Annotated in this window: 23 protein-coding genes and 1 pseudogene; 14 read left to right on the forward strand and 10 right to left on the reverse strand. The window is 37.8% G+C overall.

All coding sequences use genetic code 11. The features are described 5' to 3' along the window. Positions 1–255: 255 nt before the first annotated feature. Genes HYG88_RS12945 through HYG88_RS12955 form a run of 3 tightly spaced genes read right to left on the reverse strand, consistent with a single transcriptional unit; the run spans position 256 to position 3,074 of the window. Positions 256–1,317: a DUF6670 family protein gene (locus HYG88_RS12945; protein WP_005162375.1), complete on the reverse strand. Its 1,062-nt coding sequence runs from the start codon at positions 1,315–1,317 to the stop codon at positions 256–258. A gap of 16 nt (positions 1,318–1,333) precedes the next feature. Beyond that, entirely contained in the window at positions 1,334–2,167 is an 834-nt protein-coding gene (pssA, locus tag HYG88_RS12950; RefSeq protein ID WP_005162376.1) for a CDP-diacylglycerol--serine O-phosphatidyltransferase, read from the reverse strand. A gap of 49 nt (positions 2,168–2,216) precedes the next feature. Next, complete coding sequence (locus tag HYG88_RS12955) at positions 2,217–3,074, reverse strand: 23S rRNA (adenine(2030)-N(6))-methyltransferase RlmJ (RefSeq protein WP_004658904.1); 858 nt, start codon at positions 3,072–3,074, stop codon at positions 2,217–2,219. 119 nt (positions 3,075–3,193) lie between these two features. Between HYG88_RS12955 and HYG88_RS12960 the strand changes: the two genes are divergently transcribed. Continuing rightward, on the forward strand, positions 3,194–3,805 hold the full coding sequence (locus HYG88_RS12960) for a 2OG-Fe(II) oxygenase (protein ID WP_005162377.1): 612 nt from the start codon (positions 3,194–3,196) through the stop codon (positions 3,803–3,805). 64 nt (positions 3,806–3,869) lie between these two features. Further along, positions 3,870–4,397 carry a hypothetical protein gene (locus tag HYG88_RS12965; protein WP_005162378.1) on the forward strand — a complete coding sequence of 176 codons (528 nt, stop codon included), beginning with the start codon at positions 3,870–3,872 and terminating at the stop codon, positions 4,395–4,397. 25 nt (positions 4,398–4,422) lie between these two features. Here HYG88_RS12965 and HYG88_RS12970 read toward each other — a convergent pair whose 3' ends face one another. The 4 genes from HYG88_RS12970 to HYG88_RS12985 form a co-directional block, all read right to left on the reverse strand. Then, positions 4,423–4,665, reverse strand: coding sequence for a DUF2789 family protein (locus tag HYG88_RS12970; RefSeq protein ID WP_178883229.1), 243 nt, complete (start codon positions 4,663–4,665; stop codon positions 4,423–4,425). Positions 4,666–4,823: 158 nt separating this feature from the next. Then, the gene (locus tag HYG88_RS12975) at positions 4,824–5,810 is read right to left on the reverse strand and encodes a malate dehydrogenase (RefSeq protein WP_005162390.1); all 987 of its coding nucleotides are present in this window, start codon (positions 5,808–5,810) and stop codon (positions 4,824–4,826) included. A gap of 167 nt (positions 5,811–5,977) precedes the next feature. Next, the gene (locus tag HYG88_RS12980; RefSeq protein WP_372616680.1) at positions 5,978–6,664 is read right to left on the reverse strand and encodes a ribonuclease I; all 687 of its coding nucleotides are present in this window, start codon (positions 6,662–6,664) and stop codon (positions 5,978–5,980) included. Between the two features lie 27 nt (positions 6,665–6,691). After that, a complete protein-coding gene (locus HYG88_RS12985; RefSeq protein WP_372616681.1) occupies positions 6,692–8,599 on the reverse strand; it encodes a transglycosylase SLT domain-containing protein in 1,908 nt (635 codons plus the stop codon). Positions 8,600–8,898: 299 nt separating this feature from the next. Here HYG88_RS12985 and miaB point away from each other — a divergent pair, with 299 nt between their 5' ends. The 4 genes from miaB (at position 8,899) to HYG88_RS13005 (ending at position 12,341) form a co-directional block, all read left to right on the forward strand. Then, on the forward strand, positions 8,899–10,350 hold the full coding sequence (gene miaB / locus HYG88_RS12990) for a tRNA (N6-isopentenyl adenosine(37)-C2)-methylthiotransferase MiaB (RefSeq protein ID WP_178883230.1): 1,452 nt from the start codon (positions 8,899–8,901) through the stop codon (positions 10,348–10,350). 39 nt (positions 10,351–10,389) lie between these two features. Continuing rightward, positions 10,390–11,466 (forward strand): PhoH family protein, encoded by a 1,077-nt coding sequence (locus HYG88_RS12995; RefSeq protein WP_178883231.1) that lies wholly within the window; start codon positions 10,390–10,392, stop codon positions 11,464–11,466. A gap of 72 nt (positions 11,467–11,538) precedes the next feature. Continuing rightward, a complete protein-coding gene (ybeY, locus tag HYG88_RS13000) occupies positions 11,539–12,024 on the forward strand; it encodes an rRNA maturation RNase YbeY (RefSeq protein WP_178883232.1) in 486 nt (161 codons plus the stop codon). A gap of 68 nt (positions 12,025–12,092) precedes the next feature. Continuing rightward, entirely contained in the window at positions 12,093–12,341 is a 249-nt protein-coding gene (locus HYG88_RS13005) for an antibiotic biosynthesis monooxygenase (RefSeq protein WP_178883233.1), read from the forward strand. A gap of 131 nt (positions 12,342–12,472) precedes the next feature. Here HYG88_RS13005 and HYG88_RS13010 read toward each other — a convergent pair whose 3' ends face one another. Further along, positions 12,473–13,357 carry an energy transducer TonB gene (locus tag HYG88_RS13010; RefSeq protein WP_178883234.1) on the reverse strand — a complete coding sequence of 295 codons (885 nt, stop codon included), beginning with the start codon at positions 13,355–13,357 and terminating at the stop codon, positions 12,473–12,475. 287 nt (positions 13,358–13,644) lie between these two features. Between HYG88_RS13010 and HYG88_RS13015 the strand changes: the two genes are divergently transcribed. From HYG88_RS13015 to HYG88_RS13025, 3 genes are all read left to right on the forward strand, one after another. Then, positions 13,645–14,325, forward strand: a complete 681-nt coding sequence (locus HYG88_RS13015; protein WP_004658922.1) for a hypothetical protein — start codon at positions 13,645–13,647, stop codon at positions 14,323–14,325. Positions 14,326–14,520: 195 nt separating this feature from the next. Beyond that, complete coding sequence (locus tag HYG88_RS13020) at positions 14,521–15,225, forward strand: DUF3108 domain-containing protein (RefSeq protein ID WP_005162415.1); 705 nt, start codon at positions 14,521–14,523, stop codon at positions 15,223–15,225. Positions 15,226–15,313: 88 nt separating this feature from the next. Next, positions 15,314–15,889, forward strand: coding sequence for a xanthine phosphoribosyltransferase (locus HYG88_RS13025; RefSeq protein ID WP_178883235.1), 576 nt, complete (start codon positions 15,314–15,316; stop codon positions 15,887–15,889). 46 nt (positions 15,890–15,935) lie between these two features. Here HYG88_RS13025 and HYG88_RS13030 read toward each other — a convergent pair whose 3' ends face one another. After that, a complete protein-coding gene (locus HYG88_RS13030; RefSeq protein ID WP_178883236.1) occupies positions 15,936–16,760 on the reverse strand; it encodes a YwqG family protein in 825 nt (274 codons plus the stop codon). A gap of 171 nt (positions 16,761–16,931) precedes the next feature. On the opposite strand from HYG88_RS13030, the pseudogene thyA reads away from it, so the two are divergent. The 5 genes and pseudogenes from thyA to HYG88_RS13055 all read left to right on the forward strand — a co-directional run. Then, positions 16,932–17,534 (forward strand): annotated as a pseudogene (gene thyA, locus HYG88_RS13035) (thymidylate synthase); the annotation flags it as partial. 98 nt (positions 17,535–17,632) lie between these two features. Beyond that, entirely contained in the window at positions 17,633–18,868 is a 1,236-nt protein-coding gene (locus tag HYG88_RS13040) for a tyrosine-type recombinase/integrase (protein ID WP_004668611.1), read from the forward strand. Beyond that, positions 18,865–21,732: a site-specific integrase gene (locus HYG88_RS13045; RefSeq protein ID WP_178883237.1), complete on the forward strand. Its 2,868-nt coding sequence runs from the start codon at positions 18,865–18,867 to the stop codon at positions 21,730–21,732. The genes HYG88_RS13040 and HYG88_RS13045 overlap by 4 nt, the downstream gene beginning before the upstream one ends. Next, entirely contained in the window at positions 21,732–23,834 is a 2,103-nt protein-coding gene (locus HYG88_RS13050) for a site-specific integrase (protein WP_178883238.1), read from the forward strand. The genes HYG88_RS13045 and HYG88_RS13050 overlap by 1 nt, the downstream gene beginning before the upstream one ends. After that, on the forward strand, positions 23,831–24,331 hold the full coding sequence (locus tag HYG88_RS13055; RefSeq protein WP_069120387.1) for a hypothetical protein: 501 nt from the start codon (positions 23,831–23,833) through the stop codon (positions 24,329–24,331). Before HYG88_RS13050 ends, HYG88_RS13055 begins: the two co-directional genes overlap by 4 nt. A 77-nt stretch (positions 24,332–24,408) precedes the next feature. Here the strand turns inward: HYG88_RS13055 and HYG88_RS13060 are convergent, their stop codons facing one another. After that, the gene (locus tag HYG88_RS13060; protein WP_069120389.1) at positions 24,409–25,260 is read right to left on the reverse strand and encodes a thymidylate synthase; all 852 of its coding nucleotides are present in this window, start codon (positions 25,258–25,260) and stop codon (positions 24,409–24,411) included. Positions 25,261–25,275: the final 15 nt, after the last annotated feature.

The following is a 25,275-nucleotide window of genomic DNA, read 5'->3' on the forward strand; positions in this document are numbered from 1 at the left end:
TCTTAATGATCTTCTCGATGATTCGTCATCATCAAGCTAGGTCGGCTATGTTACTCTAATCTAAATTAAAGTCAACAGGTAATTTCGATATTTTTAAAACCTACCAATCAACCCAAGAACCTAACTAATCTAGCCAAATCCTTGTTTCTCAACAAGTTTTTATCTGCATCACCGCCGATGGATGTGCATTCTACACCATTTCAGGGCAGGTGCAAGGGATTTATTCAAATTTATTTCACTTATCGCACCAACCGATTATTTTTTACACAAATAAGGCTGAAAATGTGCGATTTGGTCGATTATTTGCTCAGTTTTATTTTTTTCTTGCCAGTGTAAAGGTCTGCAATCGATATATTCACAGTATCCCGTGCCCTCATAACTCCCATTGTCCCATAAGAGTTGATAGTGAAAGCTGCCCACATAACCTGCTGCCAAACCAAATTTATAATCACCTCGACTTTGTGCTGTTAGTTGAAAGACAACAACATCCTTTTCTGAATATTGCCAACTAAATTCTCGTGGTAAATACATATCTCGTCCATTTGGTGTTTGTACTTTTGGATAAACACGGCTGACATCAAAAATGACTTGATCATCATAAAGTCGAGATTGCTGTTCATTCGACTGAATTTCAATCCGAGAAAAAATAATACTATTCCACTGGTTTCTGAGTTCGGACAAAATAATTTGCAAATCTGCATTAATCTGAATGATTTGATAGGTAAAAAAATGAAAGGCTATAAAAGGCAAATACATGGCTCTAGCATGTTTTAAAATACCCTGCGCTTCAATTTGATACTTTTGTTTTTTATAGGTGATTTCCCCTTCACATTGGCAACGCACATACCAATAATCGCCAACTCCCCATTGTAAAGCTGAATAATTTTCTATTTCAGAGTCAATATTCACTTGGAGTTGACAACCGAGCTCATCATCATCACGCTTAAAATAATAATTTGGGAAATCAACTTGGATTTGATCTACATCTAAAAACTGATAACGGTCTTGCTCCAATTGACACTGCTCTTTGGCACTATAACTTTTGAGATGTCCAACAGTTGAGGCACTACTACTGACCAAAACGGTCGCAGTATCAATTGCCGTCGTAGTAATAGCACTGGCGTTATAAAAAATCGGAATGCGAGGTTGACCGATTAGACTAATAAAATTTAAGTAATAAAAGGGCTCAGGTAAATTCGGCAGAATTAAAGCTTGATAAACAATTTTAAATAAGCCTTTTGGCGGATAGAATGTTAAAGCTTCTGACTTATTGAGGTTCAGCCGCTTTAATTGATTGTTATTGATCAATATTGGCATACTGAACCTCTCTTTTCTAAGTTATTATTTTTGCTTCATTCTTTTTTGCAAATAAAGTCGTTACAAAGCCTGAAAGTACATAAAGAATGCATACAATCAAGATCCCTACTGGAATGTTGTACGTGATTGCCGCAAAAATCAAGACCACAGGCAACATCACAACAAAAGGTACACGTTTACGATCCATTTGTTTAAATGAATAGTATTTGATATTTGAAATCATAAGTAAACCAACACCAACCATCACAACAGAGTTGATTACTTGAATCACAATATCTTTTAAATCAAAAACAAATGGGAAATCACGACCGACCCACACCACTGAAATCACAGTAACAGCAGCTAATGGGCTCGCAATTCCAATAAAGTAACGCTTATCCACCACACCAATTTGCACATTAAAACGTGCTAAACGAAATGCAGCACACGCGGTATAAATAAAACAACAAGCTAAACCGATACGTCCAAGGTCATGTAAACTCCAGCTATACATCAGAATCGCTGGTGCAACACCAAAAGCCAATAAGTCAGAAAGTGAATCATACTGCTCACCAAATGCACTTTGCGCACCGATTGCGCGTGCAACTCGACCATCTAATCCATCAAGCAATGCAGCTAAAAAGATTGCGTAAATCGCCTGATTAAAGTTGCCATTCATACTCGCAATAATGGAGTAAAAACCAGAAAGCAACGCTGCCGTGGTAATAAGATTAGGCCATAAATAAATACCACGGCGTTTTACTTTTTGCCCTTCATGCGTTTGTTCTTCTTCTTCTACTTCAAAGGTGATGCCATCAAAAGAATGGTCTTCTTCATTTAAATCAGCATCAGGTTTAAGAGAATTTGTCATTATTTTCAATTCCTCGAGAATATTTTGACTTCTTTAGTGGCGAGATGGGTTATTCACCCACCAACCAACGCACAGCGGCATGACCACCATTTTCACTCATACGTAAATGCGGGAATAGCCATTGTAAGGCTTGGTCTGCATCTTCAGAGAATTTCCAAGGGGGGTTAATCACGAGTAAACCGCATCCATTCAAGCCAACTGGCGTGTCATCAGGCCAAACACAAATTTCACAAATTAATTGGCGACGAATTCCTGTTTTGAACATTTTCTTTTCAAAACGTTCAATCATGGCGCGATCTTTGATTGGATACCAAACTGCAAACACACCTGTTGGCCATTTTTTATGTGCGGCTTGGAGAATTTCAACCAATTGTGGGAAGTCTTTACGCTCAATTTCGTAAGGTGGGTCAATCATGACCAATCCGCGTTTTTCTTTAGGTGGAATGACACCCATCAGACCTTCATAAAAATCACGCTCATGTAAGCCCGCACGTTTATCGCGGATATTAAAATACAATTGTTGAAACACATCACGCTGCATTTCAAATATAGTTGCTTTATCAATATCACGCATGCCTTCAAGCGCAAACCAAGGTGAACCTGGATAAGCGCCTTTACCTGAACCTGCACGCATATCTTCAACAATTTTAAGATATTGTTTTATGCCTTCAGGTGCATTACGTTTAATCGAATCATCAAGCTTGACCAATCGATGGATACCCGTTAAAAACTCACCTGATTTTTGTGCTTCAGACGTAGATAAATCATATTTACCTGCACCACCATGGGTATCGATATATCGATAAGGTTTATCTTTAGCATTTAAACGAGCGAGCAGTTGAAGCAAAAGTACATGCTTCATAACATCGGCAAAGTTACCCGCATGGAAATGGTGACGGTAATTCATGTTGACAATTATTCCTCAATTCAAAGGATAGTTTAACATGAAAGAAAAAAGTATTCTTTAGCGTTGATGTGATCATCTAAAATTGCACTGTAATCAACTTACTAATGAACTGGAGTTCTATGCAACAAACCTCTTTCACAAGTTCATGGAACTTAAATCAAATTTTAGATGATTTAAATGAATTTGGTTTTGCTCTAATTGATGATGTCTACTCGGCTGAATATGTGGAATCACTAGTACAAGAATGCAGCACCCATCTTGCTGAATTCAGAGCAGCAGGAGTACAAAACGGCGTTGTCAGTCATATCCGTAGTGACCATATTCTATGGATTGATGGTCAGTTACCGATTGCCCAACAGCATATCCAAGCTTTAGAAGAGTTCTCACAAGCGTTAAATCAGGCGTTTTACCTTGGGATTAAAGAAGTAGAAGCACATTTTGCCTGCTATAACGCAGGTGAATTTTATGCTTTACATCGTGATAATCCTCAACAGAAAAATGACCGCATGATTTCAACCGTTTTTTATCTACATAAAGATTGGCAGGAAGATTGGGGCGGTCAATTACGTTTGCAGGATAAAAATGGTCAATGGCATATCATCCAGCCCCTACCCAATCGTCTTGCAATTTTCCAGAGTGATTTATTACACGAAGTTCTATTATCGAAACAACAACGTTTATCCATTACTGCATGGTTACGCAGTGGAGGCTCAATCTGGAATCAGGGCTAAGCCCTTTAAATTCATGAAAACAGCCTTATATAGCTAAGCATAACTGATGATTATGGATCAATACATGTCGAATGAGACGAAACAAGTCATTGCACGAATTGGTGAAACTGACCAGCTCTTTTTAGAGAACAATAGTCCTGAACTTGCTTTAGAGCGTGCTGATCTGCGTTTACAGCTAGTCGTACTCAGCCATGTACGTCAGGAACAATTACACTTCTTACAGGAAGCAATCATACTACTTGAACAAGCACGTATTGAATATGATGAAATGCCATTAAGTTTGTATTTGAATTTGTCTTTATGTTTAGCCAAAGCGTATATGATTTACTTTGAGATAACCAAAGAGCAGCGTTTTGCTTTAATTACACAGCAAATTCTTAAACCTTTGGCATATACAGAACACTTAGAGATTTATTTCTTCTTGGCTTACGCTTCAGCTGCGAAGCAAGAACCAGCATTAACACGGCATTGGCTAACGAAATACGTATCTTGCTTAGAACATGATTTAGAGTTATTGCAGCTTCATCCTGCTTTTGGTGAAGTCCGCAAAGAAGAATGGTTTAGCACCCTATTACGCAATAAAGCTCACTGATGTGAGCTTTATTTTTACTGAATCATTATTTGGTACTGTCTACATGCAACTGTTGATTCAGTTCATCAATCACAATGGCCCATTCATCATCTTTGTCCCAATGACTTTTTAGAAAATCTCGCTGACCTACGCTCCAAAACTCAGCTTCATGTAATTTCTGGTCAGCACTGAGCTGATGGGTTTTTATAAAACTTTCAATTGAGGCATCATCTGCCTCCAGTCCAAGCTGCTCAAATAAAAGCTCAAGTGTTGGTTGTTGTTCAAACATTGTTATTCTCCCAAACAAGTTACTTCATAGAAATAATTTAACAGTAATACTGCTAACATACAGAAAGATGCCTATATTTTATTGTTGTTTTTTGTGTGTAGTTAGCATGAAAAAAGCACCTTATGAAAGGTGCTTTTTCAATCTATCAAACTGATAAATTAGTTCAACATGTCTGCAATTGCAGCACGTTCTTCTTCAAGTTCATTTAACGTGAAGTTGATACGCTCACGGCTGAACTCGTCGATTTCTAAACCTTGAACGATTTTGTATTCACCGTTTTCAGTTGTTACAGGGAAACCAAACATAACGCCTTCTGGAATACCATAAGAACCGTCAGAAGGAATACCCATAGTTACCCATTGACCATTTGTACCTAATGCCCAATCACGCATATGATCGATTGCAGCATTCGCAGCTGAAGCAGCTGAAGACAAACCACGCGCTTCGATAATCGCAGCACCACGTTTACCAACTGTAGGAAGGAATACATCTTTGTTCCAAGCAGCATCGTTGATTTTGTCTTTTAAGCTTTCGCCATTTGCTTTAGCAAAACGGTAGTCAGCATACATTGTTGGAGAGTGGTTACCCCAAACTGTCATATTTTCGATGTCAGAAACTGCAACACCCGCTTTTTGAGCAAGTTGAGTTAACGCACGGTTGTGGTCAAGACGTAACATTGCTGTAAAGTTTTTCGCTGGAAGATCTGGAGCAGATTTCATAGCGATGTATGCATTGGTATTTGCAGGGTTACCTACAACCAATACTTTAACGTCACGGCTAGCAACTTCGTTAAGTGCTTGACCTTGACCAATAAAGATTTCGCCATTTACTTTTAATAAGTCAGCACGTTCCATACCTGGACCACGTGGACGTGAACCAACTAATAAAGCATAGTCAGCATCTTTAAATGCAACTTTAGGATCATCAGTCCCGATCATGCCTGCCAATAAAGGGAAAGCACAGTCATCAAGTTCCATCATTACGCCTTTAAGCGCTTGTTGAGCTTTCTCAAAAGGAACTTCAAGCAATTGTAAAATTACAGGTTGATCTTTACCTAACATTTCACCGCTTGCGATACGGAATAATAAGCTATAACCAATTTGACCTGCAGCGCCTGTAACGGCAACACGAACGGGTTGCTTCATGTGATATTCTCCAATGAGATGCGTTTGCACAATTGAACGCTAAAGTGGTTCAATCGAATTATCATAAACGGCAAATATTGTACTCTAAAGCAAACACAGATGCATGTAAAAGGGAATGGATTTCAACAAAAGTCTGATAGAAAATACAAATTAAATGAAGAAAAAGCTTAATAACTGCCTTTAATTGTAAATTCATTTGGACATCCCGTCACAATATGACTTGCACATTGTTTATATTGCCCATTTTTTTGATAACACACCCGAATCTCAGTCAAAATGGAATCAAATTTTGAAGACTGACAGGTAAAGCGAATTCCTGTAGGAGGTAATGACGGGTTTAATTTCATAAATTGTTGTCGAAGGTTTTCTTTTTGCACTTCAATGGTATTCGGACTCGTTAAATCAGCAGGTACTTTTAAGCGCTCAGCAAAATTAATAATCGTTCTAAAATATTGACTGGCATTCATCGACATACACCCTCCAACATTTTGCCAGAGTTGCACACGTGCATTTTCATCGGGCATTACACGCGCCACAACTTTAGCTTGCAAGGGAGATAATTTCGCAGAAGTTTTAGTGGAACAATCCCGATTTAAAGGAACTTCTGGCAATAAGCTTGCGATAGTAAGAGAATAACCTTCTAAACATTTACGCTGTTTTTGTCTTGATGAATCAAAGGAACAAGCTGCAGGAGTCATTTGAACATGCATCACATAACCCGAAATATCAGGGTTCTCTGCAGCATGTAACGGCGCAGCAAGTGACATGACCAAGTAACAGATCAAGATCTGCAATGATCGAACTAACCGTCCCTTGAATAAATTCATAAATTTCATCAAATATAAAAACTTCATTGTTTCAAATTAAATGTCTTTGTTTCTTTAAGGTTCACTGCGCACAGGTATTGTCCCCATCCTTTTTTCTAAGGATTGCGCGCCTAGCCCTAACACAACACCATAATGCGTCGCATTGGTCATCACATGTTTGACGTAATCACGTGTTTCCAACAATGGAATCGTTTCTGTGTATTGATCAGCCGCCATGGTTTGAAAATCTGGCTGCCATCGTTTTGCACGATTTGGGCCAGCATTGTAACCTGCTGTTGCTAATACAGCATTGCCACTCAGTTGGCTTTGAATCATTGACAGATAGTATGTCCCATAACGAATATTGATATTCATTTCACTTAGAGCCGCTGGGTTATAAGTTTCACCCATTTGGCGTGCAACTAACTTTGCAGTATTCGGCATAATTTGCATTAAACCACCTGCACCCACATGTGAACGTGCGGATGTAACAAACCGACTTTCTTGGCGCATTAAACCATATGCCCAAGCTGGATCAATACCAGCATTGTAACTGTGACTCGTGACATTACTACGGTGTGGTGTTGTATAACGATAAGTATCATTATGGCGCGAGGTTGTACGGTCTGCGGCATAGATTGCTCGGTCATACCAACCAATATCATACGCTTGCTTAGCGGCAGCTAAAAGTAAACCATCATCATGCTGCAAATACGCTTGGCGGACTGCCCAATTCCATTCGCGATTAATGTAATTTGCTGGTGCATCAATATTTTTTAACGCAAATGCACGTTTAAAGTGGATATTTTGGTTTAAACGTTGAATATCTTGTGAACTTGGTTGCTCGTTATAAGGCTGATGATTATAACGTTCGCCTAAACGATCTTTGGCTAGCAAATTATGGTAGTCATCCCCAGCTTGTGCCAGCTTACGATAAATCTGTTGAGCAGCTTGCTTTGAAGCAGCATCTGAGCGCTGTTCAGAAGCACGAGCAAGCCAGTACTGCCAACGATCTTCTTGTTTCTGCGTGATTGACATGGCATCAATTGCACGAATTAAACTTTCCCAAGCACCAAAACGAATTGCTTGACGTGCATAAATTTCGGCTTCTTCTGGACTAAACGGGTAACCATAACTTTGATCATAGGCATTTAACACTTCTCGGTTAAAGCCATTCTTCATGACCGTCGTCCCCCCCACATAGCCTATCGTACGATATAAATATTTTTGTACAGATTGAGGAGTATCTTGTGCAACACGCTGAATATTTCCTAAAGCATTGGTGAAATCACTGTCTGCGACACGTCCCAATGCAAAAATTAAATATGCATAATCAGCATCGCTGGCTTTAGGAGCATTCCATAAATATGCCAATGGATTGGCTTGGATCTGATTCAACTGAGCCAAGGACAAATCCAGACCTATAGTTTGGGCGGTCGCAATCGCTAAACCAGATTGACCTGCTCGCAGTTGTCCCCAAAGTCGTTGTTGACGATCCTGAGCAGTCATCAGAGGACTAGATAACATCAGTCGCCCTAAACCATTACACGATTCAGGCTGTGTACTTATTGTTAACCAAATATCTTTATATTCAGCAAAAACCAGACTATCACCCGTTTTGGCACGGACTTGTGCAACCGCACAACTCTCTTCTTGGTCAGGATTAGTGACATAGCTGAGCACGGGTTTTGCTTCATTAAAACTGGCTTGTTTTACTTTTTCTTCGACATAATCTGCTGCTAATTTTTCAGCCATCGCTGATTGAGGATAACGTTGCGCAAAAGCGATAATTGAAGAAGCAGGTTGTAGCCCTAAGTTGGTATTCAATTTCCAATACTCAGGGTAATAGCCTAATATATCATTTTGCATTTCATATTGATATTGATCGAGCAATGCAACGTTGCCAGAACTTGCGGCACGTAGAGCATCATTAAATTGTTCGTCTAGAGCATATACAGATGAGCAGATCACCACGCCTCCCATCGCAACAAGTCGACGGAAGCTTTTCTTATTATTCACTTTATTGCTAACCATTGTTATAAATTGGGGATGTTTATTCATCTTCATCAATACGTTTGCTCAATTTTGCCCGCCATTATAGTGTAATAAGTCTAAGTTCCAACTATTGTTGTGTTATGTAACTTACTGATTCATATTCATTAAAATTCATCCAATTTTATTCATAAACTGTCCATTTTTGTCAGTTTTTTATTCTCTGCGTTCTTGTAAAAATACTGCTATAATCCGCGGTTTGTTTAAATCCACCTTGTTTAGGAGCCTGCATGACGGTTCAAACATTCATTCCAAGTGCTGTAAAAGCTGCTTCAGAAAACACTGTTACCCAGCCAACGCACACCACTGATGTTTCAATTAAAAAGCTATATATTGAAACGCAAGGGTGTCAAATGAATGAGTATGACAGTCATCGTATGGCAGACTTATTGGGTGATTCACATGGTTATGTGCTCACTGACAATCCAAATGATGCAGACATTCTGCTCATGAACACCTGCTCAATTCGCGAAAAAGCACAAGAAAAAGTGTTCAGTGGCTTAGGTCGTTGGCGTAAACTCAAAGAACAGAATCCTGATCTGGTGATTGGTGTCGGTGGCTGTGTTGCCTCTCAGGAAGGTGACAACATTCAAAAACGTGCACCATACGTCGATATGGTATTTGGTCCACAAACCTTGCATCGTTTGCCACAAATGTTGGATCAACATCAAGCTCAAGTTGAAAAGCCAAAGAAAGAAAAAATCAAGCTGGTTGATATTTCTTTCCCAGACATTGAAAAGTTCGACTTTCTGCCTGAGCCACGTGTGGAAGGCTTTAAAGCATTCGTTTCAATCATGGAAGGTTGCTCAAAGTATTGCTCATTCTGTGTGGTGCCTTATACCCGTGGCGAAGAGGTTTCCCGTCCACTCGATGATGTATTGGCAGAAATTGCAGGGCTGGCTGAGAAAGGCGTGCGTGAAATCAGCTTGCTTGGTCAAAACGTGAATGGCTATCGTGGTGAAACGTTTGAAGGTGAAATTTGCACTTTCCCTGAACTACTGCGTTTAGTTGCAGAAATTCCGGGTATTGGACGTTTACGCTATACGACTTCTCATCCGCTTGAATTTTCTGATGATTTAATTCAATGCTATCGTGATTTACCACAAATGGTTTCACATTTACATCTGCCAGTACAAAGTGGTTCAAACGATGTATTGCAAGCCATGAAGCGTAACCACACCATTGATGTCTACATTGATAAAATTGCCAAATTACGTAAAGTCCGTCCAGATATGCATTTATCTAGCGACTTCATTATTGGTTTTCCGGGTGAAACAGATGAACACTTTGCGGAAACATTACAGTTTATTAAAGATTTAGATTTCGACCATTCGTATAGTTTTGTCTATTCAAAACGCCCTGGTACGCCTGCATCTGAGCTGCCAGATGATACCCCAGAACAGGTGAAAAAAGACCGTTTGGCTCAAGTTCAGCAAGTGATTAAGCAATCAAGTATTGATAAAACTGATGCCATGCTCGGTAAAATTGAACGTGTCTTAATTGAAAAAGTATCTGATAAAGATCCAAATGTATTGGTTGGCACAGCAGACAATACTCGTTTGGTTACATTTATCGGTGATGCGACATGGGTTGGACGTTTCGCAGAGATTGAGATCACTGAAATTAAAACTTTAAATTTAGTTTATGGTGAACTCTTGAATCTTGAACCTGACGTGGCGTAATGTAAGGGTATTCCTACACGTGAGCTAAAAGGGTTTCTCTTGACTTCAGCGATTAAACGTACTGTAACGTTCCCTGAAATTTCCATGGAACATTTAAAACGAATGCTCGGTGCATACAACGGGCATTTAAAGCAAATCGAACAACGTTTAGATGTCAAAATTACTCACCGGGGCGATGCCTTTTATCTAGACGGTGATATAGAAACAGTTGAAAGAGCCGAAGCACTATTGCAACGGCTTTATCAAGAATCAGAAATTTCCTCACAAATCAGTGCCGATGTTTTACATTTGATGATCCAAGGTTCACAGACAGATCGTGATTTCATGGATGATTCCGAACAAGAACATACAGGCTTAGATAGCGTCTGGTTACAGACTCGCAAAGGGCGAATCAATCCACGTGGTGCCAATCAAAAGCGTTATGTACAACGTATTTTACAAAGCGATATTTCCTTCGGTATTGGCCCTGCGGGTACAGGTAAAACTTATCTCGCGGTTGCTGCCGCAGTGGACATGCTGGAACGCAATGAAATCCAGAGAATCTTATTGGTCCGTCCTGCGGTTGAAGCAGGTGAAAAACTCGGTTTCTTGCCAGGTGATTTAACCCAGAAAATTGACCCTTATTTACGCCCACTTTACGATGCCCTCTACGAAATGCTAGGCTTTGAAAAAGTCGCCAAATTGATCGAACGTCAGGTGATTGAGGTTGCCCCCCTTGCCTATATGCGTGGACGAACCCTCAATCATTCCTTTGTCATTTTAGATGAGGCACAGAACACTACCCCTGAACAGATGAAGATGTTCCTCACCCGTTTAGGTTTTGGTTCGCGTGCCGTGATTACAGGTGACGTGACTCAGGTGGACTTACCTCGTGGACAGCAATCTGGTTTGGCTCATGCCTTACGGGTGCTTGAAAATGTCCATGAAATTCATATTACCCGTTTCCATTCCCGTGATGTGGTGCGTCATCAACTGGTACAAAAAATTGTTGAAGCTTACGAAGGTTGGGACAGTGAACAGCAACGCCTGTCTGCTGAAGCCCGTGCCGAACGCAAAGCTCGACAAGAAGCATTGATTGCAGAAAATGATTCTGCGGCAGATGCGCAACACATTTAAAAATCCCCCTCACTCCCCCTTTTATTGCAATACTTTAATCGCATATCAGGGGGACGATTTTAAGGATCTATTTTGAAAATCAATTTAAGTCTGCAACAAGACTTTCAAGCTGCTGAACTACCACTTAAACGTGGTCAAATCAAAAAAAATATCGAAACCACCCTCCGTCATGTTGGTTTCAATACGGACTGTGAAATTGGTATTGCCTGCGTCGACCTCGCAGAAAGCCACGAGTTGAATCTACAATACCGCGAGAAAGACAAACCCACCAATGTACTGTCCTTTCCAAGTGATATTCCAGAGGAAATGCTGAGTTTACTGGATGCAGAACCTTTGGGTGACTTGGTGATTTGTATTCCCGTGGTTTTACAAGAAGCCGCAGAACAGCAAAAAACACCAACTGATCATTTCACGCATTTATTGGTTCATGGCGTTTTACATTTACTGGGCTACGATCACGAAACCAGTGAAGCCGAAGCAGAAGAAATGGAAGCTTTAGAAATTGAGATTTTAAAAAAACTAGGGATTGCCAATCCTTATCAAGCCGATGAAAGCTAATTTAAGACACTATGTATATCGTTATTTTTAAAGCTACGATCAAACAACTTGATGCAACTTAATCTGAAATGGCACAGAAGCTGAGAAATAAAGCCTTGAGTCAATTTAACTGTGTCAAATTTGAAGCGTGTAATGAAAATGGTTTTGAGATTGCGTTGTCTTACTGGCATGGCCTTGAAGATATCAAGCAGTGGCAACGCGATGCCGAACATTTAGTTGCTCAGCGTTTGGGTAAAGAAAAATGGTATCAGGATTTTAGTGTGGAAATCTGTACAGTTGAACGTGCTTATTTCAGTCAAAAAAGAGATTGTGTATAAATACCAACTTATCCACAAATGTAATAACAAAACGGCTGAATTCAGCCGTTTTTTTAATTCTTATTTTTAAAATTGATAACGCAAGGTTAATGTTGCGTTACGTGGTGCACCTTGAGTAATAGTACACCTTTTTAATGTACTTCAAATTCCGCATCGACAGGATCAAAACGCCAGGTACGCACAATTCTAAGCTCAGAAATATCTTTCATATTGGCATCAAAAGCTCCAAATGGTGCACCACGGCGTACAGAGGCTTTTGCCGCCTCATCCAGAATTGCATGTCCTGAGCCTTCAATGAGACGAATGGCACGGATACCCCCCTGTGCATTCAGGATCACCATTAAACGTACTTCACCCGATAAATGTTGTTGTTTCGCTTCATCTGGATAATAACGATTACCGTATAGTTCAACTTTCTGACGAAATTTATCAAGATAAGCTGCTGACGCATCTTGTTTTGCCTGAATCCCATCTACTGTTTTAATACGTTGTTTACGACTAAAATTTTGCTGACGTTGTAAATATTGTGCTTCCAAACTCGCAACCATCGCGGCTTTGGCTTGAAATTGACTCTGTAACTCATCTAAGGTTTTTTTACGTTCAGTTTGCTCTACTTGCTTCTGCCAGCTTAAAACCGTCATGAGCACTTTTTCTTCAAATTTTAATTCTCGTTTTTGCTGGACTTTCTCTAAACTTTCGAGCTCAGACTCTCCTGTTGTCGCATCTACTTCCATCGGAGCTGGCATATCACTCGACATACGATGTGCTTCACGAAAGTCACCTGAACCTTTTTGATCAGATTGCGCCAAGAAGTCGGCATCTTTGACTTTTTCTTGACTTGTACGAACCGTAACTGCGATTTCTTTGGTTGATGTATCTGTAGGTGATGGCATTGCGAACTGAATTGCAAGCACAGCACCATGTAGAAGCATCGCTAACACAACTGCCCCGATAAAAATTGGATCTTGCCACCAGTAAGGGGACAGTACTGAACGAAAATTTCTTTTATTCCACATGGCATTCAAGCGACAAAATATGTCTCATCCCCAACAGCAATCACGGTATAAAACCAAACTAATATTCAAAATATTAAAAAAATGTGATCCACTTATAGTCACAGTGTTTCCGTACCATCATTTTATGAAAATGTAGCAATTAATTTTGCTACACTGCAAGTCAGAAATTTATTTTTATTTTTTAGCTAATACAAAGATCGTGGTATTGCATTCAGATTTGTTGATGATTGAGTTCGGTTAGAAACATCAAAAAATCTATAATCAATTCACTTTCTGGAACAACTTTTATGCAAACGCTAATTTCATCCGTTGTTAAACGTCTACGTAAAGTTTACCAAAAAGCAGAAGAATTCATTGAAGAAGAAAGAGAATTTGCACTTTCACAGGTATTTGTGAATGCGACAATGGAGCGTTATGTCACAGAAAAAGTTGGAATTATTCAAGATCTACACGCTGATCTATATGATGGATGGCTACGTTTATATTCCACGATTGATGTTAAAGGGCTACATACCACCTTATCCGTTGATTTAAAACTTATTCAAATGGAAATGAATAAAGATGTTCAACTGATGGTGTTCGAACAAATTAGTAATACACAAGTGATTGAAGCATCATTTAAGAATATTTTCCAAAAATGGGGATTTTATATTGCGATTTGGTATTACCAAAAATTTCGTGATGAAGATCCTCTAGGAAAAATCTTGGAGCATTTTGAAGTTGTTTCAGTCAAAGATGAATTGCTTTATTTAGATTTAAATCGCTGGTTTAAAAAGAAACCGAGTATTATTGAAACGCTGAGCAAAGTTCATGTAAACCGCGCCAGAGTCCGTCCAGCCGAACTGATTGTTTGGGGGAACGTCAATTTGGCTGCCATTTTGTATCCGCCAAATGAAGATGACTTTGATGAAGAAGGATTAGACGACACAGAAGTCACGCCAATTCAGCAAAAAGACACTAGAAAATAATCGTATTGAATAGGGTGGTATGAATTTCAGATTTATGCCACTTACTCAAATACCATCATGATTTATACGAAAAATTAACAAGTATTGAGTAAAAAACCTGATTTTTTCTTCATAATCTACAGGCATAATAATCATAAATCTTAATGATAAATGAATGATTGCTCATTGATGATCATTCAAAGGATATATAGCGTGATGACAAAGAAATTATTGAAAGTAGTGAGTATTACGTCGGCTGCCCTGTTCAGTGTCAGCATGTCTAGCCATGCTCTAGCAATGGCACCTTTCCAAGCAAGCTATCAATTTAGCTACAACAACAAAAACCTCGGTTCAGCGACACGTACACTTTCGCAACAAGGAAATAATTGGACCTATCAGTTTAGCGCAAAAGCAGGCGGAATTGCCTCAGCCTCGGAAACGAGTCAATTTAGCTTTGTGGATAATAAAATTACTTCACAAAAGTTTAGCCGCAGCAGCAAAATCTTAATTCACAGTAATACGATGAGTATTAACTTTAATCCAAACACTAAAGTTGTGAATACGAAAAAAGATGACACCGCCCGCTCATTCCCATGGCAAGCAGGTGCGTTAGATGAACTGAATGCTGAATTGCAAATCCGTGAGGATTTAAAAAGTAATTCACTTAGAACCAAATATTTAATTGCTGATGCAAAAGCTTTAGATGAACGCCGTTTTGTTAAGCAAGGCACGGAGACCATCAAAACCAATTATGGGACGTTCAGCACCATTAAAGTCGTTATGCAACACGATAAACCAGAACGTAATACGGTATTTTGGTTAGCACCAAAACTTGATTACCTACCTGTCAAAATGGCACATAATGATGGGAAATCTTCTTATGGCTTATTATTAACAGGCTATTCAGGTAAAACCAACTAACCATATGGTCAATTTTAGCTTGCAATTTTTTAGATGCTTTTTAAAATATGCCTTTGCTTGAAAAAGCATCCGTTTAGAGGATTCTCCCGTGTACGCTTTAGAACAGAAAATCTTAAATGAAGGTATCGTTCTATCTGATCAGGTTTTGAAAGTTGATGCTTTCTTAAATCATCAAATTGACCCCGTGTTAATGCAACAGATTGGTAAAGAGTTTGCTGCTCGTTTTAAAGATGCAGGCATTACTAAAATTATTACGATCGAAGCTTCAGGAATTGCACCTGCAATCATGACTGGCTTGGAGCTGGGTGTTTCAGTAATTTTCGCGCGTAAATACCAATCTTTAACACTCAAAGATGATCTTTACCGTTCTAAAGTGTTCTCATTCACCAAACAAACTGAAAGCACTATCGCGATCTCTAACAAGCATCTTAACGCAACAGATAAAGCGCTTGTAATTGACGACTTCTTGGCAAATGGTCAAGCGGCATTAGGTTTAATCGATTTGATTCACCAAGCAAATGCTGAAGTTGTTGGTGTGGGTATCGTGATTGAAAAGTCATTCCAACCAGGTCGTGATGTATTACTTGAAAAAGGCTATCGTGTTGAATCTTTAGCGCGTGTTGAGTCTTTGACTGATGGCAAAGTTACCTTCATCAGTGAATAAGTTTTTAAAATAAAAAAGCGGATGAGTGATCATCCGCTTTTTTTATTTAGTAACAATCCCAGTTATACAATACTTTAGAAAAATCTCGCTTCTTTAAGTCTTCAGGGTGAATAAAGAAATTCCCAACACCTGAATCTCCCCACATAATCTCATTCTCTGCATCTTCGCTATCCAATTGAAATAGTAGAATATAATCCTGAATATTTGCATTATATTGACGTGGATCAGTTTGGGTGAAAAATGGATAACCGCCTAAACGGTGCCCACTTGCAGATAAAAGTTCATGATAAGGTTCAATAAAATCATTTTCAAAATCACCACTCTCAAATTGATCTTCAAAACCATAAAGGTCTTCAGTCCCTAAGATTTTCGGCGCAAAAGCAAAATCACTCAAACTGATTGGCTGCTTGGTTAAAGTAAATTCAATCGAGTATTGTCCAGTAAAAGGTAAATAATCCTCTTCACTCAACTCAAACTCAGAAAAATCCTGTTTTAATTGTGATGCATCCTCAATCACTTGATCAAAGTACAAAACCCTAAAACCAGATTGCTGCTGTTGGTCGCCGAAATTCATCCCATACAAATCATCTGCAGCAATATAGAACTGCAAAATCCCCTTGTCTGGGAAATTAGGTAAACTTGGAATTTCCGCAAAATTAAACTGGGCCAATAAAGCAAGAGGATTGCCATTAGAATCTAAAGGATAAGCAGTATCCAAAGGTAAGTAAGGTTCTCCCCCAATCTTACTTTGCCATACAGTCAAAGCATCGTTTGAACTGAGCTGTAAAGTTACTGTTGGCAAAATAGTAGCTGAAATTTTTTCTAAGAATGGCTGCAAACTGTTCGGCAAAGTTTCTGGTTTAAAATTCATTGTACTGATTATCCATATAGTTATTTATAGAATCTAATATAAAACAATCAGCTATATTAGAATAGAGCATAAGAATTAGACTGCGACAATCAGTGTCGCCAAATTGAAAAGATATTTATCACATAAATTCTGATAAAATCAGCGCGATTAAAAGCAAAGATAGGCGTGAAGATGCAAACATACCTGAACCTCTTACAACATATCCTCGACAATGGCGGCGATAAAGGCGATCGTACAGGTACAGGTACACGTTCAGTATTTGGTCATCAAATGCGTTTTGATCTTTCTAAGGGCTTTCCACTGCTCACCACCAAGAAAGTACACTTCCGCTCGATCGTGATTGAACTACTATGGTTTCTAAAAGGTGATACCAACGTTCAATATCTCAAAGATAATAAAGTCAGTATTTGGGATGAATGGGCAACCGCAGAACAAACTGCACGTTTTGGTCGCCCTGAGGGTGAACTTGGTCCTGTGTATGGGCATCAATGGCGTAACTTTGGCGCAACCCAGAATGAAGATGGTAGCTATCAGCAAAATGGTTTTGATCAGATTCAATGGCTTGTGAATGAAATTAAAACTAATCCCAATTCACGCCGTTTGATCGTTTCAGGCTGGAATCCCAATGAGGCTGGGAAAGTGGCCTTGCCGCCCTGCCATACCCTGTTCCAGTTTTTTGTTCAGGACAATAAGCTGTCATGCCAGCTTTACCAGCGCAGTGCGGACGTTTTCTTTTTATTCCCCCAAATCAATAATTCACAGTACGAAGTTTTAGCTGCTTAGAACCTCTTACTTTTTTACGTTTATACTAACGTTTAAATTATGCACAGTATGTTATATAACTTAGTCTATGCAGTAATTTGGCGTACATTATGGATGTTAGAGTTTGTTCAAATATAAAACTAGACTTATCTAAGTCATGTTTAAATCATCATGCTCAGAACATAAAAATTGATAAAACAATAAATGTTAATGGAGTCGTTGTATTCGACGATAACGTTAAGGTTCTCCCTCTCATTTCTGAGTATTTATCCTATTACTCCAAGCATGAAAAAATTTCATATAAGTCCGCAAGTACTTACGGTAAAAATCTAACTTACTTCCTGCAATATATCCGTACCCGCCAAGATTATAATGATGATGAAAGTGATGATGTATTTATTACTGTTCCTTCATACGTAATACAAGAATATTTGACTTTTTTAAGTCGCGATCAAAATATTAGCTCATCTACTGTTAGAAATCGTGATGCCTCTATACGGGCTTTTATAGAGTTCTTATGCTCATCTACAGAAGGTCGTAAGCCACTTAGACAAGATAATCCTTACGAGAAAGGCTATCTATCAAAAGCACCAAAACGAACAGGTATAATTGCTTGTAATCTAGATGATCTTTTCATATTAATTGAATCAACTTCATCTGAACGAGAAAGAGTTTTACTTCAATTTTTGTACGACTCAGGCCTTCGTCGGTCAGAACTTCCACGTGTTACGCTCAAACACTTTAAGGATGCTGTAAATTTTAATTCTCAAAAATTTATATCTCGAGAATCAGACAAAGTAATCTGTCTAAATTACGTACCACTTGAAGTTCAAGGTAGTAAAGGTCGTGGAAATGAAATCAAACACCGTTGGACGTTAATCAGCTCAGCAACTATTGAGCGTATTCAAAAATATCATGCTTCCCCACTATATAAAAAATATGCAAGAAAATATGCTACGCCTACTGAGACTCCTGCATTTTTAAATGCTCAAGGGACTCCTTACACTCCATCTGCCATCAATAAATTACTAGAACGACTAAGCAAGCGTGCTATTAAGCAAGGTCGTCTTGATAGACAAATATCCCCACATAAGCTCAGACATGGTAATGCTTATGCAATTTTACAATCAAATGACTTGGGAAGTGACTATTTAGATCGACTTGTGATTTTACAAAAAAACTTAGGTCATAATCACCTAAATACCACTCAAATATATACCAGTATTCCTCAAGATATCTATAACTCCATGTGTGATGAAAAAGGTGATCTCTTAACTAGAGCTGAAAAGATGAAACGTTTAAGTGAAAAAACTCAGTTAAAGATCTGTATTAAGGATATAAAGTGAAAAATAATGGGAAAGCCACTGATCACCTAGTAAAAATATGGGTAGACAACCTATTACAGTCCCCAAATCATCTATTAAAGTTACCACTTAGTAATGATTTTAAGAGCCCTTGGGGGGTTAATGTTCTGTCTGATTTTTTATCAAAAGAGCTACCTATTACTCTGAGCGAGGCTCGACATAGAAAACACCTTACAATGCCATTAATAGAAAAGATGGCTGAAATGCAAATTATTGTAGAAGAAGCATCAAGCAGAGAGAATTTGATTCGCCAGAGAATACTCGATTGGTATAGTAATCTGAGCTTTGATGATAAAAAAAACCTCCCCCGCTTAGCTTTATATCCGAGTAATATTTGTTTTAAATCAATAGGTAGTGAACAACGTTCTTGGGCATCTTTATCAACTCAATATGAATGGATCGCAGAAGTAATTGATTACATTCATGAAGACCTTCATAACTTAGGAATTATCTCGGCAGACTTCAAAACAATTAAAAGTCGTAAGAGAGCAATTAAAGATGCTAAGTCCGTTATCAGCCAATGGGTATCAACCATATCTGATGATATAGACGCCATGTGGGATATACCAGTTACAAAAGCCAATACAGATTTGGGTTTTAACGTAGCAATCGAACATATTCAAACCGTTCTAGGCATTTCGGAGAGCTCAGCTAACAATTATAGAGAGTTAGCTTATCCATTAACTCAAAAAATGATTGAAAAAGGAATTTTAGTATATCCAAAAGGCAACTCAGGAGCTGGAGCCGTTGAAAGCAGGAGGAAACTGCTAAATTGGTACAGAAAGCTAAACTTGAAAGAAAAAAGCCAGTTACCAATTTTTGGTAACAAAATCTCACTTGGGAAAATGCATACAAAGCAATCTCCTATTACTCAAAGTGATTTACGTTTTGATATTGTCAAAGATGCTTGGGATTTCATTCACAAAGATCTCGAAAAACTTGGTTTATTAAATACGAATTATAAAAGTGTTTCTGAACGAAATCATGAAAGGAAGAAACTTCTAGATATACCTCGTGAAACTATGAAGGAGCGTTTCAACAGATTAGCTACTCTCAAACTCAATAGTGTACTCGACTTCATCGAACCTTCTGAGTTAGAGCCTTTTATTCAGATTGAACAACTTTTTGCCTCACAGATGAAAACCCTACCTTCTAATTCAGGACGAAGTAACTACACAAATGCATGCGGCCTATTTGTAGAATTTCTATCTGAATTATACGGATCTAGCCCTTTACGAATTATTGACACTTTTGATGAGTATCTATTATCCAAATATAGAAGTTATCTTGAGGACAAAATAATACAAAACAATATATCAAGCCATCATGCAAATACTATTTTAAGTTCAGTACGTATGACATTTAATAGACTGACTAAAGTAAAGAATTTAGAATACAGTTTTTTTGATGTACAGGGATTCGATGCCCATAGGCAAACGGACACAAAAAAACCCTTTAGTAAGAATGAACGAATTCAAATATTAGAGGCTATCGAAAAAGCGATTTCTGAAACTCAATTAAGTTTAGAACCCTATAAAAAAACAGGTATCGGAATAAATCCTCTGGATCAACATGGAAATAGAATAAAAGGTCTATCAAACCTAGATAATGCTCGTTGGCTGTTTGAAAATTTTTTGGATTGTAAACCTGTTCATCACAATACAGCTAAAACCCATATTGAAAAGGCATTTCTCAGTATTATTAAAGATTCGAAAAAAGGTCTGAATGAGGTCTATGAAGAATGGGGAGTCACACCGATGATCGGAATAGATTTATTAGTGCCTTATATTCTAAGACTCGCTCAAGTTACAGGTCTAAATACTGATTCCATACTATTCCTAGACATAAAGGATTTTGAAACTCGCCATCCAGCCACATCTAGACCATGCCTAAGATATTGGAAAGAGAGATCCGATGGGTATAAAGAGTATCACCTTGATCTTATCAAGGCGAAGATAACTTGGCTCACAGAAAGCCAATCTAGCTCTGTAAAAGAAATTTTCAAACAGGTAATTCAAATGACTAGTTGCATCCGTGAAAATATCGAGGATAGCATGATTAAGGATAGGCTCTTCATTTATCAATCAAATAGTACTAAAAAACACGGACAAATCAGTTCTTTACTTGGAACTAACGAAAAAAATGCGAGTCCATTAGGTCATAGTATTGCTAGATTTATTGATAAATATCAATTAAAAAATGACCATGGCCAACCTATAATCCTTACAATAAGTAGGTTTAGACCAAGTTTCGTAAGTGAAATGCTTGAAGCTGATGTACCTATAAATGAGATTCAATTGATGCTTGGTCACTCATCCTTGCATACAACTATTGGCTATATCGACTCTTTAGATTTTAATTCCATTAGCAGAAAGAGGCTTAATGAGAAATTGATGGAAATTCATCAATCAACTTTAAATAGTCGCTCCGAAGAAAAAATTAAAACAATAGAAATCAAAAATGAGGAAGAGTTGGGAGTAACATTTAAAACCAATCTGGCTGCATGCAGAAATATTTTTGATCCACCTGACTTTGTAAAAAAAATGGCTTCTTATACTCCTGGAACGCCCTGCTCGCAATATAACAAATGCTTAAGTTGTGACAACGTCATTATTACAGCAAATTATCTTCCTGAGCTATTTGCAATGAAGCGTGATTACCTAGCTATTTTAGAAAATTCACGAGTGATGGATACTCCTTACGGAAAAATTATCAAAGAAAACCTAGAACTCCTAAGTTATATTACAGATCCTGAAACTTCAGATTTTTCAAAGGAAGAACTAGAAATTGGAAAAAATAGATCCAACTATCTTGGATCTACAATAACAATTGATGGAGTAGTGTAATGGATAAGGAAGCGAAAATAAGTATATTGACGGGTTTTGTTAATCATCGCCGCTATATAATGAATGAGCTAAACACTGCTAAGAATTTAGATAGTGATCTTCATCCACAAGAATCTATAGAGTCCACTACATACATAAACGCTCTTATGGAAAGATCTGTCTCAAAAATATCTAAATTTTCCGATAATGTTTGGGATTTTAATTCTGATTATCCTAATGCAGCACAAAATGTAAAAGGCGCAAAACTGCGCATTAATTTTTTAAAATACAAAAATATTCCAAAGTTTGTACTAACAGAACTAAAAATCATCTTAGAACTTGCTTTACTTAACAATCTTATTTTCCGACCTAAACTTAACAGCAGGAAAAATAGTAAAAAAGGGACTCTAAAAGTTAATTCTTTGATTCCTATTTTTGAGAAAGGGTTAACATTTATTAATCAAATATTCATACAAATAAGTCAAGAGCTAGGTTATGAGTTTGTTCAAACACAGATTAAAACACTCTCCGAGGTAAATACCGAGCATTACCATGAAGCTGCCAAAAAATACGAATATGTAAAAGGTAGAGAATTAGATCAATTTTTTGAATACTTACGTAGCCCTAGTGCTGTTAAATATGTATTTGATAAGCCTCTAGCTTATGTTGAACTAAATAGTTTAAATTGGAGGAAACTTCCAAGTACTGAAAAAAAGAATAAGGAAAAAGTTTTACCCGATAATGTATTTGAAAATTTATCCAAAATAGCATCTTTAATCGTAGTGGACTTTTTGAATGCGACAGGTCAAAAATCAAAGATCTTGGATATCAATTCTTTAGAAGCTTTATACTCTAGTAAATATTCTTCTTGGGCAAATCAAGTACGAGTTAATCATGAAATTTTGAATGCCTATATTGCACTTCGATTGAGAAATAAAGGGTACTCATCAAGTTCCGTTTTAAGCATCATCGAGCCCTATGATTGGATGTTAAATAAAAATGGCCTAGCATGTGGATTAACATTGAGGAAAGCCCTAACTAGTCGCAACTACCAATTAGATAAACTCCGTGAATACTTCAATCTAGTCTCATATTCATGCGTGTACTTAGTGGCTCAATATACAGGTATGAGGCCATCTGAATTAGCAGAAGTAAAAGTACAAGATTGCTCATGTTTAGTAGAGGAGCATGAAGTCTGGCTAATTAAAAGTACTGTAAAAAAGCATCAACAAGAGATTAATACAGGTTTGTTTGATGACAAATGGGTAGCTATACCTATTGTTAGAGATGCAATATTAGCAGCATCATATATAGCAAAAATTAAATCATCACCTTATCTTATCTCAAATATGGACACAGTGAGCTCTAGTAATTCACCTATACCGATGGGCAGTACTGGCATTACCCATCAGATGAATAATTTTATTGTGAAAATTTTGGATGCTACTGTAGCTAATCAAATTAAATTTTATCCATATATGCTACGCCACACTCTGACCTATCAATTATTTAGAGCAGAAGTCGGTTTACCTTTAATATCTTTTCAATTAAAGCACTTCGTAGACAGTGTGAGTAAATTTACCTCACTTGGAGCAACTTCTTCAGTTACGTTAGGCTATGGAGAGATTGGTGAAATGCTCTCAAAGGATGGAAGCCGAACAGGTAATAAATCCTTGCGACGCTCTGCTGAATTAGAAGCTGTTAAAACTGTTCACAATCCAAATGGTACATATTATGGTGGTAGAGCTGTTGAGCATAAAACTAATCTGATAAAGTTGTTTCAAGGCTATATGGCTGAAGGCTACACCGAAGAAGAAGTGTATGAAGCAATGGCTGACCAAGGAATGGCTATTGTGTATGTTGGACAAGGCATTTGTTATGGTAATAGAAATGAAGAATACGATACGACTTTACCTTGCATCGGCAGCCTAAGATGTAATCCGGCTAGATGTTCACAAGCTATTGTCACCAGTAAACATGCTCCGAAATGGCGTGAAGTCTACATCTTAAATAAAGCAAATCTTAATAAACCAGAATATGCTCATAATAGGGAGCAAATTCAGGCAGCAATTGACGAAGCTGTAATGGTTTTAAATAGTCTTGGTGAAATGGTTGAACTATGAATAATCAAGCTTATGATCAAAAAAATAGTGAAGACTATGAAATGAATACGTTAAGTATTAACAAAGCACTATTAGAAATCGAGCAAGATCCAAAGCTCAAGGCCACTATTGCACAATTATCAAAAATGACAGGTATTCATCGAAATACAATTACAAACCGTGATTGGCCTATCCAGAAACTAAAAGAAATCAAAGACAAAAGAAAACTCAAGGATGAAGAAAGTAAAAACCATATGGTGGTTAATGAAATTTCGTTGGGTGAAAAACTAGTTCTAACACAAAATGAAGTTATCTATTGGTTTAATCAATACCAAGATATAAAGCTTTCTTTTGAAAATACAAATAATCAGTTAAAAAAACTAAAAGAATCGAATAATTACTATAGAGAGATGTATGAAAAACATAAAAAGCAAGTTGTTTTAGCTGAGTTAGAAATCAACCGCTTAAAAGAACTGTTAGACACTAAAGGTATTAACCCAGAACTACTTAAACATTAGTTTAAAAAGAGGACTCTGTTTGGATGATGACTTTAAGTTTTAATCAAACAGAGAACTCTTTTATGAATAAATATTACTTACACTGAAAATGGATAAGCAATAGGTTCGTGATACTGATACCCTTCTACCTCGAAATCGTCTAACGTTACCCACGTTTCAATATCTTCTAGCGTTTTAATCGCAGGGTTGATATAAAGTTTTGGTGCAGGATAAGGCTCACGTTTAAGCTGAACATCACGCATAAGCTTCAACTGATCTTCATAAATATGTGCATTCACAATTTTATGATAAGCCTTTCCAGCCTTATGTCCTGTAATTTGGGCCATGAGGGCTAATAACGTGAAGACTTGAATCTGGTTAAAATTTTGACCTAATGGAACATCACACGAACGTTGTGATGATGTTAAATAAAGTGTATCTCCGACCAAAGAGAAGGTGTGAGTATGCATACAAGGTCGTAAGCATCCCATTTCAAACTCACCTGGGTTATAGAAAGTCAGAATTTCACCACGATCATCAATACCGTTTCGCAAGTCATCGTAAATCTTACGAAGTTGGTCAAATTCTTTACCTTCTGAGTTACGCCAATGACGCCCTTGGACTCCGTATACTCGCCCCATATCGTCTTCACCTTTACGATAAGGGTTAGCTAACCATGCTCCATTTTCATTAGCATTTGCATTCCAAGTATTACAGCCTATAGCCCTAAACTGAGCAGCATTATCATACCCACGCAAGTAGCCTAGTAACTCTGCAATCGCAGCCTTCCAATAACTTTTTCGAGTCGTAACCAAGGGAAATTCATTTGCCCCTACGTTGTACTCTAAATCAGCATTAATAACGGTTAAACAACGCTTTCCAGTTCGTTCATTTTCAACCCATACGCCTTCATCAACTATGCGTTGACACAAATCTAGATATTGCTTCATTTAACTACCTTAATG

Origin of the sequence: Acinetobacter sp. SwsAc4 (assembly GCF_013391535.1) — a bacterium.
Taxonomy (GTDB): Bacteria; Pseudomonadota; Gammaproteobacteria; order Pseudomonadales; family Moraxellaceae; genus Acinetobacter.

Coding starts and splice junctions, on each gene's coding strand:
- miaB (WP_178883230.1), top strand. CDS start 8,899: ATGACGGTTCAAACATTCATTCCAAGTGCTGTAAAAGCTGCTTCAGAA.
- HYG88_RS13060 (WP_069120389.1), bottom strand. CDS start 25,260: ATGAAGCAATATCTAGATTTGTGTCAACGCATAGTTGATGAAGGCGTA.
- HYG88_RS13040 (WP_004668611.1), top strand. CDS start 17,633: ATGGATGTTAGAGTTTGTTCAAATATAAAACTAGACTTATCTAAGTCA.
- HYG88_RS12960 (WP_005162377.1), top strand. CDS start 3,194: ATGCAACAAACCTCTTTCACAAGTTCATGGAACTTAAATCAAATTTTA.
- HYG88_RS12965 (WP_005162378.1), top strand. CDS start 3,870: ATGTCGAATGAGACGAAACAAGTCATTGCACGAATTGGTGAAACTGAC.
- HYG88_RS12985 (WP_372616681.1), bottom strand. CDS start 8,599: ATGGGAGGCGTGGTGATCTGCTCATCTGTATATGCTCTAGACGAACAA.
- pssA (WP_005162376.1), bottom strand. CDS start 2,167: ATGACAAATTCTCTTAAACCTGATGCTGATTTAAATGAAGAAGACCAT.
- HYG88_RS13050 (WP_178883238.1), top strand. CDS start 21,732: ATGGATAAGGAAGCGAAAATAAGTATATTGACGGGTTTTGTTAATCAT.
- HYG88_RS13020 (WP_005162415.1), top strand. CDS start 14,521: ATGACAAAGAAATTATTGAAAGTAGTGAGTATTACGTCGGCTGCCCTG.
- HYG88_RS12945 (WP_005162375.1), bottom strand. CDS start 1,317: ATGCCAATATTGATCAATAACAATCAATTAAAGCGGCTGAACCTCAAT.
- HYG88_RS12970 (WP_178883229.1), bottom strand. CDS start 4,665: ATGTTTGAACAACAACCAACACTTGAGCTTTTATTTGAGCAGCTTGGA.
- HYG88_RS12980 (WP_372616680.1), bottom strand. CDS start 6,664: ATGAAGTTTTTATATTTGATGAAATTTATGAATTTATTCAAGGGACGG.
- HYG88_RS13030 (WP_178883236.1), bottom strand. CDS start 16,760: ATGAATTTTAAACCAGAAACTTTGCCGAACAGTTTGCAGCCATTCTTA.
- HYG88_RS13005 (WP_178883233.1), top strand. CDS start 12,093: ATGGCACAGAAGCTGAGAAATAAAGCCTTGAGTCAATTTAACTGTGTC.
- HYG88_RS13010 (WP_178883234.1), bottom strand. CDS start 13,357: ATGTGGAATAAAAGAAATTTTCGTTCAGTACTGTCCCCTTACTGGTGG.
- HYG88_RS12975 (WP_005162390.1), bottom strand. CDS start 5,810: ATGAAGCAACCCGTTCGTGTTGCCGTTACAGGCGCTGCAGGTCAAATT.
- HYG88_RS12955 (WP_004658904.1), bottom strand. CDS start 3,074: ATGAATTACCGTCACCATTTCCATGCGGGTAACTTTGCCGATGTTATG.
- HYG88_RS13015 (WP_004658922.1), top strand. CDS start 13,645: ATGCAAACGCTAATTTCATCCGTTGTTAAACGTCTACGTAAAGTTTAC.
- HYG88_RS13055 (WP_069120387.1), top strand. CDS start 23,831: ATGAATAATCAAGCTTATGATCAAAAAAATAGTGAAGACTATGAAATG.